This is a genomic window from Bacillus sp. FSL H8-0492, from assembly GCF_038006145.1.
Taxonomy (GTDB): domain Bacteria; phylum Bacillota; class Bacilli; order Bacillales; family Bacillaceae_G; genus Bacillus_A; species Bacillus_A mycoides.
Map to the genome: position 1 here is coordinate 3597619 of NZ_JBBOUP010000001.1, position 20683 is coordinate 3618301.

General features: G+C 36.5%; 8 protein-coding genes, 1 other RNA gene and 1 riboswitch. Of the genes, 2 read left to right on the forward strand and 7 right to left on the reverse strand.

All coding sequences use genetic code 11. The annotated features are described in order from the left end of the window. The first annotated feature begins 88 nt into the window (after nt 1-88). The gene (locus MHH66_RS18455) at nt 89-15121 is read left to right on the forward strand and encodes a DUF11 domain-containing protein (protein ID WP_078184215.1); all 15033 of its coding nucleotides are present in this window, start codon (nt 89-91) and stop codon (nt 15119-15121) included. A 67-nt stretch (nt 15122-15188) separates the two neighbouring features. Here the strand turns inward: MHH66_RS18455 and MHH66_RS18460 are convergent, their stop codons facing one another. The 6 genes from MHH66_RS18460 to MHH66_RS18485 form a co-directional block, all read right to left on the reverse strand. After that, nucleotides 15189-15329 (reverse strand): FbpB family small basic protein, encoded by a 141-nt coding sequence (locus MHH66_RS18460; RefSeq protein ID WP_001228051.1) that lies wholly within the window; start codon nt 15327-15329, stop codon nt 15189-15191. Between the two features lie 187 nt (nt 15330-15516). Then, complete coding sequence (locus MHH66_RS18465; RefSeq protein WP_002135339.1) at nt 15517-16383, reverse strand: 5'-3' exonuclease; 867 nt, start codon at nt 16381-16383, stop codon at nt 15517-15519. Between the two features lie 131 nt (nt 16384-16514). Next, complete coding sequence (locus MHH66_RS18470; protein WP_078184214.1) at nt 16515-17240, reverse strand: P-type ATPase; 726 nt, start codon at nt 17238-17240, stop codon at nt 16515-16517. Between the two features lie 354 nt (nt 17241-17594). Next, nucleotides 17595-17760: riboswitch (M-box (ykoK) riboswitch) on the reverse strand. A gap of 203 nt (nt 17761-17963) precedes the next feature. Beyond that, on the reverse strand, nt 17964-18350 hold the full coding sequence (locus MHH66_RS18475) for a DUF350 domain-containing protein (RefSeq protein WP_002086561.1): 387 nt from the start codon (nt 18348-18350) through the stop codon (nt 17964-17966). Beyond that, the gene (locus MHH66_RS18480) at nt 18347-19582 is read right to left on the reverse strand and encodes a glutathionylspermidine synthase family protein (RefSeq protein ID WP_016101460.1); all 1236 of its coding nucleotides are present in this window, start codon (nt 19580-19582) and stop codon (nt 18347-18349) included. The genes MHH66_RS18475 and MHH66_RS18480 overlap by 4 nt, the downstream gene beginning before the upstream one ends. A 3-nt stretch (nt 19583-19585) precedes the next feature. Further along, nucleotides 19586-19897 (reverse strand): hypothetical protein, encoded by a 312-nt coding sequence (locus MHH66_RS18485; protein WP_002126505.1) that lies wholly within the window; start codon nt 19895-19897, stop codon nt 19586-19588. An 83-nt stretch (nt 19898-19980) separates the two neighbouring features. Between MHH66_RS18485 and MHH66_RS18490 the strand changes: the two genes are divergently transcribed. Further along, nucleotides 19981-20430: a hypothetical protein gene (locus tag MHH66_RS18490; protein WP_002030848.1), complete on the forward strand. Its 450-nt coding sequence runs from the start codon at nt 19981-19983 to the stop codon at nt 20428-20430. A 55-nt stretch (nt 20431-20485) separates the two neighbouring features. Here the strand turns inward: MHH66_RS18490 and ssrS are convergent. Then, nucleotides 20486-20669, reverse strand: a non-coding RNA gene (ssrS, locus tag MHH66_RS18495) — 6S RNA. Nucleotides 20670-20683 lie beyond the last annotated feature (14 nt).

Consider the following 20683-nt stretch of genomic DNA (forward strand, 5'->3'; position numbering starts at 1 on the left):
TGCATGAATCAACTTGTACATGTTTCCCTTTATCACTTACACACATATCCTATTTTGACCAAGACTATATTGTAAATGAGGTGACAACATGCCCATTACGAATCGATTTTCTACCACCACTAACGGCGCACTCGCTATTACAGGAAATACACTAGGATTAAGTAAAATTAGCAATCTAAACCGTGCTGGTACAATCGGGGCAATTGGTGCATTCGTAACTACGAATACCGCTTTACAAGTAACTACTTTTCCTGCAGGTACAACGTTAAACTATACACAAAATAGTTCTACCGCTATTTTGAATATCCCTGCTGGTAGTACTATTCTTTACGCAGAACTCGTTTGGGGTGGAAACTATTTATCTCGGGATCAAAACATTACGAGTGTATTAGGAAACCCAGTTTCTTTTACAACACCTGTGTCAACATACTCAATTACCCCTTCGGCTGTTACAGCTTCAAATCAAACATTCGTTTCTGGATCTGTCACATTTGGATTTTACACACGATCAGCGGATGTAACATCACTCGTTCAAGCTGCTGGATCTGGATCTTATACAACAGGTTCTGTTCCTGGACTTGTAGATCCTTTAGACGCTTCTAATGGAGCCATTAATTCTGCAGGATGGACGCTTATTGTCGCTTATCAAAACGGTTCCTTACCCGCAAGAAATTTAACAATTTACGTAGCTGGTAACCGTGTTTCTGTAGAAACCGGTAGTGCAGATGTATCTGTCTCAGGGTTTTTAACACCTGCTGGGGGACCTGTAAGCGGGAGATTATTTTTAAGTTCTACTGAAGGGGATGCTGATTTAACTGGGGATCAAGCTTTATTTGGACCAAATTTCAGTTCATTAAATGCATTATCTGGGCCAAATAATGCTGTTAATAATTTCTTCGGTTCTCAAATTAATAATGCTGCAGGGAACTTAGATACAACTGGTACATTTGGAACGCGAAACCAGAGTGCCTCTACAAGTACAAATATCTCCGCTGGAAGACAAGGATGGGACATTACTTCCATTGATATTTCTCCTTATTTAACAAATTCCCAAGTATCTGCCTCAATTCGTTTAACTACTAACGGGGATGCATATATGTTAAATACAGTCGGTTTACAAATCAATATAAACTCACCTAATATACAAGCAACTAAAAGCGTGAATAAAAGTGTCGCTACAATTGGAGATATTCTAACCTATACAGTTACTGTTCCTAACACCGGGCTTCTTCCTGCAAATAACGTTACTTTTACAGATGTTCTCCCTAACGGTACTTCCTTTATACCTGGAAGCGTAACGATAGATAACGTACCACAAACAAATGCAAATCCGGTCGCCGGTATATCTCTGGGGACAATTAATAATGGCTCTTCTCGTACAGTAGCTTTCCAAGCGACTGTCGTTTCTCTTCCAAGTCAAAATCCTATCTCTAACACTGCGAATATTACATTTCAATATACACCGATTGCCGGAGGAACGACTTTTAACGGTCTTGCAACAAGTAACTCTGCAGGAACACAAATTAACCTCGCAGATATTAATGGCACAAAATCAGTTAACAAACTTTTTACCGATATTGGTGAAACATTAACTTACAGTATTGCCTTAGCTAATATAGGAAATATCGCTGCAACGAATGTTATATATACAGATCCGATTCCTAGCGGGACCACTTTCATTCCAGGGAGTGTAACTGTTAACGGAGTTACTCAAGGGGGAGCAAATCCCGCTAATGGTATATCAATTGGATCTATTGCTGCAAATTCTACTACTACTATTTCCTTTCAAGTATTCGTTCCTTCTATCCCACAAACAAATCCAATATTAAATAGTGGTACAACAACATATCAATACATTCCTGTACCAAGCCAGCCGGCAGTAAGCGGGACTGACACGACGAATATTGTCTCCACGCAAGTGAATAATGCTACTGTAACAATGACAAAAGCAGTAGATAAAAACTATGCAGATATTGGCGATACACTGACTTACACTGTTGCCTTTACAGGAACAGGTAATACGAATGCGAACAATGTTATTTTTACAGATGTCATTCCTACAGGAACAACTTTTGTCCTAAACAGTTTAACAATAGATGGTACGACACAAGTTGGAGCAAATCCGGCTAACGGTGTAAATATAGGGTCCATCGCAACTGGCACAACCAAAAACGTTTCATTTCAAGTAGTAGTTAATACAATACCCGCGTCAAATGTCGTATCTAACGGATCAAGCGCTTCTTATCAGTACACCGTCAACCCTAGCCAATCCCCCGTTACGAAAAACATTTCTTCTAATCTCGTTTCTACTCAAATTAATAATGCGAATTTATCATTAACAAAATCTACAAATAAACAATTTGCCACAATTGGCGAAACGATAAGTTATACAATCCTTATTACAAACAGTGGAAATACGCCCGCTAATAACGTTCAACTAACAGATCCACTTCCAAACGGAACGATATTAACATTAGGTTCTGTAACGCTCAACGGCGTTTTGCAAAATGTAGATTCTCTCGTTGCTTTACCTATCGGCACAATTCCTGGTGGAGCTACTTTCACCTTATCCTTCCAAGTAACAGTCATTAACATTACTGCACAAAACCCTATCATTAATAACGCTTTCTCCTCTTATATTTACACTGTAAATCCAAGCCTGCCACCAACTTCAAAAACAGCAAATTCTAATTCTGTTACATCAACAATTAGACTAGCAAATCTTCATGCTAATAAATCTGTAAGTCAAACGTTTGCGGAAGTTGGAGATGTATTAACTTACACCTTTGCTCTTACAAACGCTGGAAATGTTACAGCGAACAATGTATTACTATCCGATTCCATTGCGAATGGCACTTCCTTTGTACCGAACAGTGTTATAGTTAACGGTGTTACTCAGCCGGGCGCAACACCAGCTAGCATCAATATTGGTAGCATCAATGCTAATACTACAATTACAGCTTCATTCCAAATATTAATAACTAGTATTCCAAATCCTAATCCTATTTTGAATAGCGCTTCCATCTCCTATAACTTTATCGTTGATCCAAACGCTTCTCCTGTAAGTACAAACACAACTACAAACACTACATTTATCCAAGTTAATGATGCAAATGTAATTTCGGCAAAATCAGTGGATCGAGAGTTCGCTACTGTTGGAGATATATTAACTTATACCGTTATTTTAACGAATGCAGGAAGCGTTTCTGCTGATAATCCTACTTTCATAGATATAAATCCAGATGGTACTACCTTTATTCCAAATACTTTTCTTATTAATGGCGTTTTGCAAAACAATGCAGATCCAAATATCGGTGTCCTGTTACCTTCTATTCCTGCTAGCGGATTAATTACCGTTTCTTATCAAGTAACTGTCACTGCTTTACCAGCCCAAAATCCAACAACTAATTCATCGAGTACACAGTATAGTTTCGTTCTAAATCCAGGTGATCCACCAATTATAGAAACATCTTTAAGTAATACTGTAAGTACACAAATTAATTTAGCAAATGTAGTTATTGTCAAAGAGGTAGATTTAACTATTGCCGATGTCGGGCAACCAATCACATATACAATTTCCTTAGCTAACCTTGGGAATACTACAGCAAACACTGTTGTTGTTACCGATATAATCCCTCCCGGCACCACTATCGTACCAAATAGTATTTTTATAGGTGGCACTTTACAGCTAGGTGCAGACCCAAGTACCGGCCTTCAAGTCGGCTCCATTCCTGCAGGTGGTTTTACAACGATTGTTTTTCAAATAAGTGCAAATGGGCTACCTTCACCAAATCCAATTCAAAATAGCGCTTCACTTCAATATAACTTTATCGCTGATCCAAATTTACCTGTTGTTGTGAAAAACGCTACTAGTAATATAGTAACTACACAAATTAATACTGCTAATATTGTTGCTACAAAACTAACGAGCACAAATTTCGCTGATGTTGGTGATGTCATATTATATGCGACTATTTTAACAAATAACGGGAATATCCCTGCTTCTAATGTAACGTTTACAGATATCATTCCAGCGGGTACCCTGTTCATTCCTAATACTGTAACGATTAACAATGTCCCTATAGCAAATGCAAATCCTGCTAACGGTATTTTTATCGGTACGATAGGAGCGAATTCATCACGAACCGTTGCATTCCAGGTTCTTGTACCAACTATCCCTGCTGTAAATCCGATTACGAATCAATCAGGCACAACATTCCAATATATGTACGATCCATCCAAACCAGCTGTAATGCAGATGGTGGCTTCTAACACGGTACAGACAACTATTAATAACGCCTCAATTGCCGCTACAAAATCTGCAGATAAACAGTTTGCTAACGTAAATGATATTATTACGTACACGACTACTTTAACAAATAGCGGGAATACACTTGCATCAAATATAGTATTTACAGATGCCATTCCAAGTGGGACTTCATTTATTCCAAATAGTGTAACAGTAAATGGTACTACACTCCCTAATATAAATCCAGCAAATGGCGTAGCAATTGATCCAATAAACCCCAATACAAATACAACAATCTCATTTCAAGTAATAGTAAATTCCATCCCTAGTCCAAATCCAATCCCGAACCAAAGTAATACAACGTACCAATATGTCGTAAATCCTAACTTACCTCCAGCATCCGCCAATGCGTTAAGTAACGTAATAACAACTCAAATTAATAATGCTACGATCGTCGCTACTAAATCAGTGAATACACCGACAGCTGCAATTGGAGATATCGTTACCTATACGATTGCAGTTACAAACACTGGAAATATCCCTGCTAGTGCAAATGTTTTAACGGATGGGCTTGGCGCAGGAGCTTCATTTATCCAAAACTCCGTAACTATCAACAATGTTCCACAACCAGGATTAGATCCATCACTTGGTATTCACTTAGCAGATATTCCACCAGGTAATACTGTATTTATTTCTTTTCAAGCACAAATTTTAGCGATACCGCCTAGTGGCACATTAACAAATAACGCCCTTGTAAATTATGAATATACAGTGAATCCAAACCAATCACCTGCTGTTGGTAGTACAATTACAAACACAACAGTTACTCCAATCATTGATGCTACTCTATCTATAAATAAAACTGTCAATTCAACATTCGCTACTATTGGAGATACACTTACTTTCACTTCCACCATTACTAATTCCGGTAACACTACCGCAAACAATGTTATTTTTACAGATTTAATTCCAGATGGCACAACGTTTATTCCAAATAGTTTTACAGTAAATGGAACAACCATTCCTAATGCAAATCCACAAAATGGTATCAATATCGGTAACATAAATTCAAATGCATCAGTTATACTCAGCTTTCAAGTAAACATTACAACGCTTCCAAATCCTAATCCAATCCCTAATAAATCATCGCTTCAATATAGTTTTATTATAGATATTAATGAACCACCTGTTTCACGAACAGTTAAATCCAATAAAACTTTTACACAAGTAAATACTGCTTCCGTTATCGCAACAAAAACTGCGAGTAGTGCATTTGCTGCTGTTGGAGATACAATTACGTATACAACAACCCTTACCAATAGCGGAAATACAACTGCAAACACACCTGTTTTTATAGATATATTACCACCTGAACTTTCATTCGTGCCTGATAGCGTACAAATTAATACCATCCCACAACTTGGATTTAGGCCAGATAACGGGGTTCCTTTAGACCCAATTCCAGTTGGAGGAACGACAACCATTAGTTTCCAAGCCATTATCGGTTCAATACCAGCTTCAAACCCTACGATGAACCAATCTAGCACAACATACTCTATTATTATTGATCCTACCGAGCCGCCTGTTACAGAAACGGCTACTAGTAACCCCGTCTTAGTTCAAATAAATGAAGCAATCATTCAAGCAACGAAAAGTGTGGATCGTATCTTTTCTGATGTAGCACCTGGAAATTCATTTTTAACGTATACTGTTTTATTAGAAAATATAGGGAACACGACTGCTACTAATATCATTTTTACAGATCCGATTCCAAATAATACAGTATTTATAGAAGATAGCGTTCGAGTAGGTGGGGTTTTATTACCTGGAGTAAATCCAGCGAATGGGATACCAATTGGAGATATTATTGCAGGAGATTTTATAAACGTCACCTTCCGCGTGCAAGTAGTTAGTATTCCAAATCCAATTTTCACAATTGGGCCTGGGGGACCAAACTCACCGGTTGTAAACGGTGCTTCTATTAATTATCAATTTATGACAGGACCTAATTTACCACTCGTTTCACGAAGTACAACATCCAATTCTGTTTCGACACAAATAAATTCCGGGGAAATTGCACTAGTTAAATCCGCGGATAAAAATTTCGCAACGATCGGCGATACAATTTCTTATACAATTACATTAAATAACCCTGGAAATGTCACTTCACAAAATATAATTTTCACAGATATTTTACCTGACGGAACGACATTTATTTCCGGGACTCTTACAAGCGATTCTGGTACACAGCAAATTGGAAATCCAGCTAGCGGGATACAGATTGAAAATATAAATCCAGGTGGAACGGCCATTATTACTCTCAACGTACTTGTTACAAACATTCCAAGTATAAATCCAATTTCTAATTTTAGTTCTGTACAATTTGCACATGTGGTCGATCCTAGCCAACCTGCCGTATCACAAACGAATATATCTAATGCGGTTTCAACAACTATTAATAGTGCAATTTTAACAACCCAAAAAAGTGCTGATAAATCTATAGTTTCAGTTGGAGATACGATTACGTATACCACTACTATTACAAATACAGGGAATACAGCAGCAACGAATATAACATTCACAAGCGCTATTCCAGCTAGCACTACATTCATACCAAATTCAGTTACAGTAAATGGAGTTCAGCAACCTGGTGCGCAACCAGCACTTGGAGTAAATTTACCAAATATCGCACCCGGCGCGACAGTAACTGTTACTTTCCAAGTAAATGTTATTTCTATTCCCCCTTCAAGCTCGATTATGGATAATGACACAATTTTATATTCTTATACTGTTGATCCAAGCGGAGCTCCTATTACAACTTCTATTTCAACGAATATCGTTACAAATCCTGTACTAGATGCTATGATAACGATGGTAAAATCGGTCGATCAAACATTTGTAACGCTAGGTGATACCATTACCTATACGACAATTTTAACGAATAGTGGTAATACAAACGCAACTAATATTACTTTCACTGACCTTATACCCGATGGTACAACGTTTATTACTGATAGCGTTACAATAGATGGCATCACGCAAATTGGTCTTAATCCTAATACAGGTATAACGATTGGAGCAATCGCTCCTAACAACTCAATATCAATAGCATTTCAAGTTACCGCTACTTCTACTCCCGTTCAAAATCCTATTGCCAATTCGGCTAGTGCTTCTTACACATTTATCACTGACCCTAATGCCCCTATTGTTTCAAGGAATGTTACTTCAAACACAGTGTTCACTACAATTAACACAGCTACCATTCTTTCATTAAAACAAGTCGATAAATCCTTTAGTCGTATTGGAAACACACTCACCTATACTGTTACTTTAACAAACAATGGAAACTCATCCGCACAAAATGTTATTTTCTCAGATACAATGCCGAGCGGAACTACATTTATCGCAAACTCATTTTCTATTAACGGGGTTTCTCAAAGTGGTGCGGACCCATCGAACGGTGTAAATATTGGGCCTATAACAGCTGGGTCTACAGTAACTGTTTCATTCCAAGTAAACGTGGCGTCATTACCAACCGAAAACCCAATTGTAAATTTCTCATCAACATCGTATCAATTAGTCTCACCGCCTGATGCAGAAACTTCAATTAGTAATCCTGTTTCAACACAAATTAGAGAAGCTATATTATCTATGACGAAAAATGAAAGTCTATCCTTTGCAGATGTCGGGCAAACTGCTTTTTACACTACTTCTATTGCCAATGTAGGCAATACGGATGCAACTAATATTGTATTCACAGATGTATTACCAAGTGGACTCACATTTATTCCTAACACATTAACTGTCGATGGCATTTTACAACCTAATGCGGATCCAAATACAGGTGTGTTACTTGCAGCACTTCCGCCAAATGAAATATATAGTATCGTCTTTCAAGTTACAGTGAACAGCATTCCACCTATTAATCCAGCACCGAATACAGCATCAACGACGTATGAGTTTACTGTTGATCCAAATAATCCTCCTGTTTCAAATACAGCTAATTCTAACACTACGCTTCTTCAAATAAACAACGCGACTATTATTAGTACAAAAACAGCGAATCTTACTTTTGCGGATATTGGTAATATAATAACATTTACACTTAACCTTCCTAATACAGGGAATGTGGCTGCAACTGATGTAACGATTATCGATATTCTTGATAGCAATTTAAGTTTCGTTCCAAACAGTTTCACAGTTAATGGGCAAACCATTCCAAACGCTGATTTATCTACTGGTGTAAATATTGGTTCAATTAGTGGTGGTAATACGGCAATCGTTACATTCCAAGCAACTGTTACTACACTTCCAACACTTAATCCAATTTCTAATTTTGCTTCTACCACATATCATTATGTCGTTGATCCTAGCCAGTCACCTATTACAACTTCCAATCAATCGAATACAACGACAACACAAATTAATAGCGCTATCCTTACTGCACAAAAAAATTCAAATGTGGAAACAGTAGATATTGGGCAAGATATTGTCTACTCAGTTACGATTACAAATAGCGGAAATGTTAGTGCGACGAGTGTTATTTTTACCGACCTTATTCCAGCCGGAACTTCCTTTGAACCGAATAGTTTTACACTTAACGGAATTAGCATCCCAAATGCAAATATAATTACAGGTGTTCCAATTGGTGATATCGCGCCAAACGAATCTGTCATCGTAGCATTTCATATTAATGCCAATGAAATTCCACCTATAAATCCAATTACCAATCAAGCTAGCGTTAGCTTCCAGCATATCGTTAATCCGGCTAATGCACCTGTTTCAAAAAATATTACTTCTAATAGCGTTACAACAAAAATTGAAAGTGCTATTTTAAACACTATTAAAATAGGAGATAAAGCTTTTGCAACTATTGGTGATACAATTACGTATACAACGACTATTACGAATACAGGAAATATCCCCGCTAACAATGTTGTTTTCTCAGACCCTATACCATCGTGGACACAATTTGTTGCAGGATCAGTTATTGTTGATGGAACTCCATTACCATCCGCTTCTATCATTGATGGTGTTGGCATAAATACAATAACTCCAAATCAAATCGTAACAATTGTATTCCAAGTTCAAATTGTAAGCAACCCAACAACGTTCACACCTGAACTCCAAAACTTAGGATTTGTTAACTTCCAATATAACGTAGGCAATTCATTACAGGCTCAGCCTGGCAATGTGGAAACGAACGTCTTCGTTACTTCTATTAATTCAGCAATACTTTCGGCCGTAAAAACTGCTAATACAGCCTTTGCAAATATCGGAGACACGATCACTTATACAGTTTTGATTCAAAATAGCGGCAATACAAACGCTACAAATTTAAATTTCTCAGACATTATTCCAGCTGGAACGACTTTTTTTGAAAATAGTTTTACTGTAAATGGAAGTACCATTCCAGGGGCAAATCCAAATAATGGAGTTAATATCGGAACCGTTAACGCAGACAGTTCATTAGCTGTTACGTTCCAAGTCATAGTTACAACTACTCCACCTTCAAACCCAATTACAAACGTTGCATCTATTCAATACTCATTCATTGTTGATCCGGCAGCTCCTCCTGTTACAAGCACAATAAATTCTAATAGCGCTTCAACACAAATTAATAACGCTACTGTTACAACTGTTTTAGAAGCAAATCGTTCAATTGTATCTATCGGAGATGTAATTACGTATACAGCAACATTAACGAATACTGGAAACTTCCCTGCAAATTCTGTATTACTCATTAACGGTGTTCCTGAAGGAGCATTATTCGTTCCAAATAGTGTTACGCTAAACGGGATTTCACTTCCAGATGCCAGTCCAACTCTCGGTATTCCAGTTGGTATTATCGCACCAGGTGATTCTGCTACTATTACGTTCCAATTTCTTGCAAGTTCTATTCCACCGCAAGGGGCGATTATAAATCAAGCCATTACAAGTTACACGTATATTGTCGATCCAAGTCAACCTCCAGTTACAGCAACATCCTCATCTAACACGGTTAATACAGCTGTCGTTGATGCATCGTTATCCGTAATTAAAAATACAGATTCTCTCGTACAATCTACCGAAGGTACAATCACTTACACAGTAGTCGTTCAAAATAACGGCAATACAACTGCAAATACAGTTACTTTAACAGATTTGGTCCCAGAAGGAACTGCATTTATTCCGAATAGCGTGACCATTAATGGAGTTTCAGTTCCAGGTGCCGATCCAAACGTAGGAATACCATTAAACTCCGTTGCGCCGTCAGAAATTGTCACCGTCACATTCCAAGTTATCGTTCAATCCATTCCAAGCGTGAATCCAATTTCTAATATAGCCCGTATTGACTATACTTTTATCGCCGATCCAACTGCTCCTATCATCTCTCGAACAATTACGTCTAATCCAGCTTTCACACAAATTTCGGATGCGAATGTTCTTTCTTTAAAAGCAGTCAATGCACAACAAGCAACAACAGGTGATATTTTGACTTATACGATAACACTAGAAAATACCGGAAATATTCCAGCTACTAATCTCATATTTTCAGATACTATTCCAGAAGGGACTACATTCGTAGAAAATAGTTTTACACTTAATGGAACAGCTATACTTGGTGCAAATCCAAATGTAGGGGTTGCTTTGCCTAACCTAGTAGCAAACGCTACTCACCTTATTTCGTTCCAAATTCTTATTAACGATCCATTCTCGCAAGAATCGATTACAAATCAATCCAATACAACATATACAATTCAACCAGATCCAAGCCAGCCGCCTATTACTGAAACATCTACAAGTAATATTGTCATTACAAATTTTGTGCAAGCACAATTGACAATTACAAAAACGTCCAATCCAATAACTGTAGATATTGGCGGAACTATACTTTATATTTCTGAAGTGAAAAATATCGGCAATGTTGACGCAATAAATATTATTTTTACAGATTCTATTCCAGCTGGGACTACATTCGTTCCCGATAGTGTCACAATTAACGGTGTCCTGCAACCAGGTGTAAATCCAGAAAACGGAATACCAATTGGAACGATTGCAGCAAACAGTTCCAAAACAATACTATTTCAAGTGCAAACAAACAATCCACCTACTGAAACCGAAATTGTAAATCAATCTTCTGTAAATTACCAATATGTAAGTATTCCTACAGCTCCACCGGTGAATCGCTCTGCAAATTCTAACATTGTTACAACATCACTTCAAAATGCAAATATTATTTCTGTTAAAAGCGCGGATGTAACTTTCGTATCAATTGGGCAAATTATTACCTACACAAATACACTACAAAATATAGGAACCATTCCAGCTAACAATACCGTGTTTATTGATAACATTCCAGAAGGTACTATATTCATTGAAGATAGCTTATCAATAAATAATGTGATTCAGCCTGGCGCGAATCCTGAAAACGGAGTAACTCTCAGCACGATACAACCAAATGAAACAGTCACTATTTCATTCCAAGTACAACTTACAAATATACCGTCCGGCAATACAGTCATTAATATTTCAGACACTTCGTACGAATACCAAATTGACCCTAGCTCTCCGATTATTCAGCGTAGATCGTTATCAAATGCAGTAAACACGGAAGTGCGGACGGCAAATGTTAGTGCAATTAAATCCGCCAATAGATCCATTACACGCATCGGTCAAATCATCACATATACAGTCGCCGTTACAAACGCTGGTACAGTACCTATTACAAATACTCTCCTAATTGACGCAATTGCAGCTGGCACCACATTCGTTCCAAATAGCATCCTTGTAGATGGCATACCAAGACCTAACGAAAATCCAATTACTGGAATCACCCTTGATATTATCCTTCCAAATAATACGATTATTGTTACGTTCCAAGTAAATGTAGTCTCTATACCTTCTCAAAATAATATTAATAATATCGCTGTCATTCACTATGAATATCAACCGGATCCAAGCTCACCACCAATTTCAGAAACGACCTCTTCCAATACTACAAATATACAATTTATTGATGCTATTCTTATCGCTACAAAATCCGCTAATAAAGTATTAGCTAACATTGATGAAACCATTGAATATACAGTATTAATCCAAAATAACGGATCGACTACAACTAACTCCATCTTTTTTACAGATACTATCGAGGATGGAACAGTATTTATTCCTGGAAGTGTAATAGTTAAAAATACTATAATTCCTGCAGCAGATCCGAATATCGGCTTTTCCATTCCTAATATCGCGTCAGGTCAATCGACAACAATAACATTCCAAGTTTCCGTTACGAATTTACCTGCTGTAAATCCAACACCTAATACTGCAAACATCGTCTATGACTTTATTTTCAACCCTGACTTTGCACCAATTCAAAAATCTACTACTTCCAATACTACTTTCGTTCAAATTAATGACGCTGATATCGTTTCACTGAAAACTGTTGATTTAACTTCTGTAACGATTGGTGACATTTTAACTTATACAACAACTTTAACGAATACAGGGAACACGGATGCTACTGCTGTTGTATTTACAGACAATATTCCTGATGGAACAACCTTTATAGACGGTAGCGTTTTAGTAAATAACATTCCGCAGCTTAACGCCAATCCAAGTACCGGTATACTTGTAGGAACGATTGCTCCTGATATTTCTATCCCAGTCACATTTTCTGCTACCGTCGTAGCTCTTCCAGCTAGCGGTCGCATTCAAAATCAATCAACTTCCCGCTATACAATAAATGGGGAAGAACAAATATCGACTAGTAATATTACCTTCACTGAAATTATTTCTGCTAATGTAATTGCGACAAAAACAACGCCAATCCAATACGCTGACCTACAAACTATTATCCCTTATACAATTTCCATCATAAATAACGGAAATATACAAGTGGAAAACATTATTGTTACAGATATCATTCCAGCAAATACGAGCTTTATAGAGAATAGTGTTATTGTGAATGGCAACGCTCGGCCAAATGACAATCCACTTAGCGGTATACCAATTGATAACATTCCGCCTAATACGACAGCAACTATTCTATTCCAAGTCCGGGTTATTTCGATTCCGCAAACAAATCCAATCTCTAACACGAGTACAATTGAATATGAATACATGGTACCAGATAGGCCACCTATTACCGAGACTATTATTTCATCAGCTGCCGTAACAGAAATTCATCACGCGAATTTGGATAGTAATAAAGCTGTTGACCTTGCATTTGCAACGGTCGGTGATACGTTAACGTATACGATTACACTAAATCAAACTGGTAATGTTTCAGCAGATGATGTAGTCATTCAAGATATTATTCCTCAAGGTACTACGTTTATAGAAAATAGTGTCATTGTAAACGGAGAAACTGTTCCGGGAGTTAATCCAGTAAGCGGCATACCAATTGGTACTATAATTGTAGGTGGAGATGCCATCGCTTCATTCCAAGTAACTGTAACTTCTATTCCAACACCAAATGAACTCAACAACAAAGCAATTACTACTTTTAACTATATAGTCAATCCAAATAACTTACCTGTTACAAATACGACTACAACAAATACTGTCACAACAACTGTCCAAAATGATAATGTCGTTGCCATAAAATCTGTTAATACCACGAATGCATTACCTAGTCAAACTTTAACGTATACAATTACAATTACTAATAGCGGTAATGTAACGATTGAAGACCTTCTTGCCATAGACACCGTACCAGTAGATACAATTTTCATTACTGGCAGTGTTACGATTAACGGGATCAATCAGCCTAATGCGAATCCTGAAAATGGTATTCCATTAGGAAACCTTGCTCCTAATGAATCTGTTGTCATTACGTTCCAAGTAACAATATCTTCTTCGACTCTTCAAACTGCTATCAATAACGACGCTTCTGTTTCCTATACTGTTACCATTGATCCGAATGAACCACCTATTACAATTACAAAGCAAACAAATACCGTTACAACAACGATCGTTGATCCAATGGTGCGCATTGAGAAAAACGCTGACAAATCTTCTGTCGTTATAGGAGATATTATTACATTCACACTAGACGTATTTAATCATTCCCCAATTCCTACAGTAAGTACTTCCGTTTTAGATATGATTCCAGCTGGTACAACATTTATAGAAAACAGTGTAACAATTAACGGTACTCCGGTTCCAAATATTCGACCAGACACTGGTATTAACATTGGTTCCTTATCGGCAGATGGAGTAGCAACTATAACATTTAAAGTTCTCGTAACTTCTATCCCTTCAAACAGTACAATTATCAATTCCGCAACAGTTACAGCTGCTTTCCAATTGACACCACAGGATCCAATTATTATTTTCATTGTCAATTCGAATATTGTTCGTATACCAGTTCAATTTATAACGGCAGCAGTGATAAAAAATGCTTCCGTCAGCTCTGCTTATCTAAACCAATATTTTGATTATACAGTGCGTATTACGAATACTTCCGAGATTTCACTTTCAAATATTTCATTACAAGACACCATTCCAGCAGGTTTACAATTTATGAACGGTACGGTCTTCATTAATGGGGAACGCTCTCCACTAGCGAATCCGAATATCGGTTTCCTAGTCGCTACTAATTTGGAACCGAACGAAACAATTATCGTGTTATTCACAGTACAAGTGATAAGTCCCCCTATTAATAATGAATTTAAAAACACGGCAAACGTTTCTTTACAACTTCAAGTCTCTCCTACCGATCCACCAATCACAGTAACCATTACAAGTAACGAAAACATCGTCACCTTCATTCCAGAAAATCCAGATGAAACACTTCCAAATTTAAATTGTTTCTTTGACGGTGAACGTTTCATACGCATTACTCCTCGAAATATACGAAATTACTTTTGGACTTGGATTTGGTGGCGTTAATCAAAAAAGAAAAAGCTTGTAGTTCGGATAATATCCAAACTACAAGCTTTTTTCATAAACAAAATTATCAATTGCTAGCAGCACTATATGCTACATGTCGTTTCTCAATCCGTTCTTCAATTTCTTTCATATTCTCTTTATTAGTTAGTAGGGATTGTTTATTTTCTATTAATAATTGTTTAAAGGATTTTCTCACTTTTTTTCGCATGTTTATTTTCCTCCTTGGGGGATGGTTTATATAAAAGATAAAGAATTATCTGTGTGTCCTTATAATAGTTGATTGTTGTGAATTCCATTTGAACTTCAGATGAAAATTCCGTTTATTTTCTGACAACTTTGTGAACAAAAAAAGAAAGGTTGATCAAAAATATATTTGATCAACCTTTCCATGCTCTTTAAAGCATATTAATTAATATTTCAGGTCTTCCCCAATTCATTTCGTTACAAACAAAGCGTAGTTTTTCTTCGTCCATTGTGTGTAACCCTTCTTCTAATAAGCATGAAATTGGAACTTCACAATGAATTTGCGCTAATTGTAAAGAGATATTTAAATTCTCTAAATCACTTTCAATTTTTGTGCGCTGCGCTTTCGTTAATGATGCTATATTTTCTAGCACTGCCGATACTGTCCCGTATTCTTGAATCAGCTTATACGCTGTTTTTTCACCAATACCTTTTACACCCGGATAATTATCACTTGTATCTCCCATGAAAGCTTTCGCATGAACAATTTGCCAAGGTTCTACACCTTTCTCTTCCATGATTTTTTCCGGTGTGTAATACTCGTAATTTCCAATTCCTTTACGAAGAAGCATAACTGTAACATTCGTATCAACAAGTTGAAGTAAATCTGTATCACCTGTCAAAATATAAACTTCCGCTTCATTGCAATATTGTTTTGCAAGCGTACCGATACAATCATCCGCTTCATAACCTTTCATACCGATTACAGGCATAGATAATTTCGCAGTCATTTCTTGCACTAAATCAAATTGCGGAATTAATTCTTCCGGCGGTGCTGCACGATTTGCTTTATAATTCGAGAAAGATTCCGTTCTAAATGTCGTACTTCCCATATCCCAGCACGTTACAATGTGCGTTGGTTCGATTGCTTGTGTTGCTGTTAATAAATGCTTCATATAACCATGAATCCCATTCGTCGGGGTACCATCTTGTCGTTTCATAAATTGTCCATATACACTTGTTGCGTAAAAAGCACGAAATAATAGTGCCATACCATCAACTAATAATACTTTTTTCATAATTCCTCTCCTACTAACAAAAATAATAACCTCACGTTATCACGTAAGGTTATATATAGATTACCATTCTACGTTTCTGTTCAACTTTGTCTATTATACATTGTTTTTGTATATTTAGCATCATTAACACATTAAGACATTCTACCGTAGCACGTATGAAGTATTCCTGAATACGTATTTTTACCTGTCGAAACAACTACAGCCTTTGCATTTCCGTCAACAATATACGTACCTTTGAAACATACATTTTCAAGTTCAAGTGGATTATAGTCTTTCATCCGTTTTAATGGAATAAATCGTTTACGTTCAAGATGATAGCAACTTTCAAATTTCTCAATACTAGCATCATTTCCTGTCAGCACAGATTCATTTACTAATAAATCATTTGCATAAATAATACGTACATCTGCCGGTACTATATCACCTTCTTCAAGAAAGATCATATCTCCAGGTACAAGCTCTTGTACTGGCAATTTCATCATTTTTAATTCACTGTTTAACCCTGTTACGCTACAGCCAGCTACTCTAGAAACAGTAACTGTTTCACATTGTAATTCATCACCCATATTTTGTTTTGAAAGACCTGGGATCATTCCACTTAGCTTCATCATTACTTCCGCAATACGCGCTCTTTTTGAAGTTAATTCATTTCGGCCGTATACTTGAATACGCTTTTGTGCCTCTTTCATAGATAGTCCGTCTCTTGTTGTTTTAAAATACGCAAATACAGATTTTACATCTCTTGTTGCGATTTCAATTAATAAATCTTTATTTTTTTGAAGCATTGTTTGTTCTTTCATTGCTTTTTTACTTAATTTATACGAAGTGTTACCCACACTTTTATTTACATATAACATATTATCGTCTCCTCCTTTACAACATAGGAAGAAACGCTTTGTTTCTCAATTTATCCACTTTACCGTGAAAGTGTCTAGCGCTTAAATACTCGAATAAACGCTACATTATGATAAATATAGAGGGAGGAACAAGTCGTTTCCTGCCTACATCATATATTTTTGATTTGAAGTATATGGGTAACGGAACCGAGTCAGAATTTGACATGCTCCTCACCTCCTCTTTAATTTTTTAGTTATAATCTATACTATGAAATTACTCATAGCTTGCTAACAAAAAAGACCCTTACTCATAAGAGAGCAAAGGTCATTGCATACACAAATAAGCGATTCCTAATATAATACAATTAGAAATCTATGGACCTCTCCCTCGCCGAGTTTTAGCACTGTATAGCATAGGTTCATTACCAGCTACGTTAAGAAAAACCTTAATTCGATCATTCCTGTTGACCCATTGGCGTCTCTCGACATTTTTGGGCAGTAGCATTTCTCTATACAGGAGCCTCACCTAACAGAGACTTATTATAATTACATAGAAAATGTTACTCTTATTTAAAATAGATGTCAACACTTTGTATGGAAACTTGTCCTTATTACAATAACTATCTCGAGTTTAGTACACTAATACGCATCCTGCTCAGCGTTCGGCTACATAAATTAATTGAACACATATTGCAAAAAATTAGCAAATGAAAAATAAAACCCTTACGTTAAAATGTAAGGGTTTTAATACGTTACACAACCAGCAATTACAATTCCGATGGAAAGTGATAAAAACATAAGGAAAAGACCAACTGCTTGATTATCTTCTTCAAGACTTTTATTAATATTAAAACGTGGTGTAAGCCATTCCGCTAAATAAAAGACAATAATTTGAGCTAAAATCCCAACAGCTCCCCATGAAACCATATCAAGAATTGAAATAGAATTAGCAGCCGTTGAATATAAAACGATAGCAAGACCAAGTAGTCTTCCTCCAAGTACATAGCTTACCGCTTTATTCCCTTGAGCCATTAACTTAAATTCCTTAACTTTCGTTGTCACTTCCATAAGAAAAAGACCGATACACAAAAGTACAAGTGATACTGCTAAATATAGTAAAAAATTAATCATTTATTTTCCTCCTTCTTAATACCTACCGGTAAATAATACGATTCATTTCCCGTAATTTTTTCTCCGGCACGTATACCGATGCTGCTCGCTTTTCCAGCAATTAAAAAAGCCCCAAACACGTACGACAGCTTCTCAATTCCTTTTTCAGTTTCCAAAAATACAACTGGAAGCTCTGTATATTTCTGAAATATAGGCAGTGACGATTTATACGTTTCATGTGCATTTCGAATCATAATATTTGTATCCTTATCACGAATCGTAATCGTGTCACCTTCCCTACCGAACGAAGGTTTTTGAACGAACGGACTTTTCCCAAAAAATAAATCTGGCTCTAAATATGTAGGAAGCATATATTCTTTAATCCACTTTTGTTCCTCACTTGTGTAAAAAGCACCTTCTTCTGCTAATCCCCAAATAAGACATTGAATTGATTTCGGCTGAAGTAAAAAGGCCGACAAAGGATTTATAATAAAAAGCTTTCCTTCTTTTACAAGTTGCAAAAGTTCTACTCCCACCAAATCCCCCGTTTCGGGATCTTGATCTTCAATTAAGTCTTCAATTGGATATGTTTGGCGATACAAAACATCAATTGGTACACCATCTCTATCTACTAAAGCATCATCTGTAATTCTAAGTTCTGTCATTGGCATTACTTTATTTTCAACATGACATAGCCTACTCAAATACATAGTCGTATTCCAATCTTCTATATGTTCAGGATGAGCTGTGAAAACAACATTTGGATCTTCCATTCCTTTTGTAAACTCCATTACGGCTTTTGTAATACCAGAAGAAAGTAAGCGCTCTTGATTTGCATTTGGATCATCATAGTCAAGTTCTTCACAAACTTTTCCATTCATTTGAAAGCATTCCACAATAAAAGTTGGAGTATCACTATTAAACTCAAGCATTTTAATACGATTATCCTCTGTTAAAGCAAAATCAAATCGTGAAATAACAGATTCAGGATACATCCCTTTCAGTCTAATAAAAGGCAAGCTTGCAGTTGGAAAACCGAGTTCAAGAAGCTGTTCATTAGATAAATTCCGAAGAATTCTAGCAGTTTTAAAAAATATTTTCCCCATTCGTTCAGTTGCTACTTGTAATTGTTTCATCGTTTGCTCTGTTATCGGGAAAACATGAAACAAACTATACTCACATTCATATAAATCCGACCAAAAATTCGGATATTTCGAATAAAACTCTTTTCGATCCCTTATGTATTGCGACATATGTTAGCCCCCAAATCCTCCCTTTGAACCGCTTCCAATTCCACCTTTAAATTCAGCCGAAGATTGATAAGTTTTAAACTCTGATGAATTTTTGAAGGTGGATTTATTTTGATAGTATGTACCACCATAAAAGTAATGTCCACGATAACCTGAACTACTATCATCACACTGCCAAACACCAAGCTCATCATCCCAATCCCAATCAGAACAACTATTATCATTCGGTTCGGGGGGAATATCTTGCGCGCAGCCAAATAAAGTGCCCGTCATTAAAGATGTTAGGACACCACCTACTAGCCATTTCGTTTTTGTCACCTTTGCACTCCCCTTTTTAAATTATATTTCTATTATATAAGATGGCATGATAAAGTAGAAGAAAAAGGAAGAAGAGGGATAAAATGCGATTGGAATATCGGCTCAATGATGAAACAAACGGGTATCCAGCTTTATGGAACTACGCAAATATTTCTAATTCTGAAATTGTCGCGCGCATGACTTGTGAATATTTTATAAAAGATGGAAATACATATATCGTTACTGCAACTTCAGTAGATCCAGACGGAACAGCAGTGTTATATATACAAAAGGAAGTTTTTTCCAACGACCCTTCAGATCCTACATACTCGCACATAGGTTTTGAAATTAGAGAACTCAAGGAAACCTGCTCAATTATGATAGAAAGTAAAGATATTTGGAATTACGAGGATATCTTACCCTCTCTCCATTCAGATATTATATATATTCAACGGGATGGAATACATTTGGAATTCACCCTCGATTCAAGAGAAATTGATGAAGACCGCAAGTGCTATATTTATTATGGGAACTTTACAGGTAAATCGAGATAACATGAGTATATTTATTCAACAAAAAAACCTTACATATAAAACGTAAGGTTTTTTATATAGTCCCACATATGCCGTTATCTATAGATGTCCATAAACCTGCTCTCACAGGTGGATGTTCTCACAAATGTTTGTAACTTCCTTCTTAAAAAGATGGCCTGCTATCTACATTTAAATATTGAACTTCCGCATTATACTTATTGGTTTAAGACATACACAAGCTACGTACACCGTAGGAATTTTATATACTATTAGT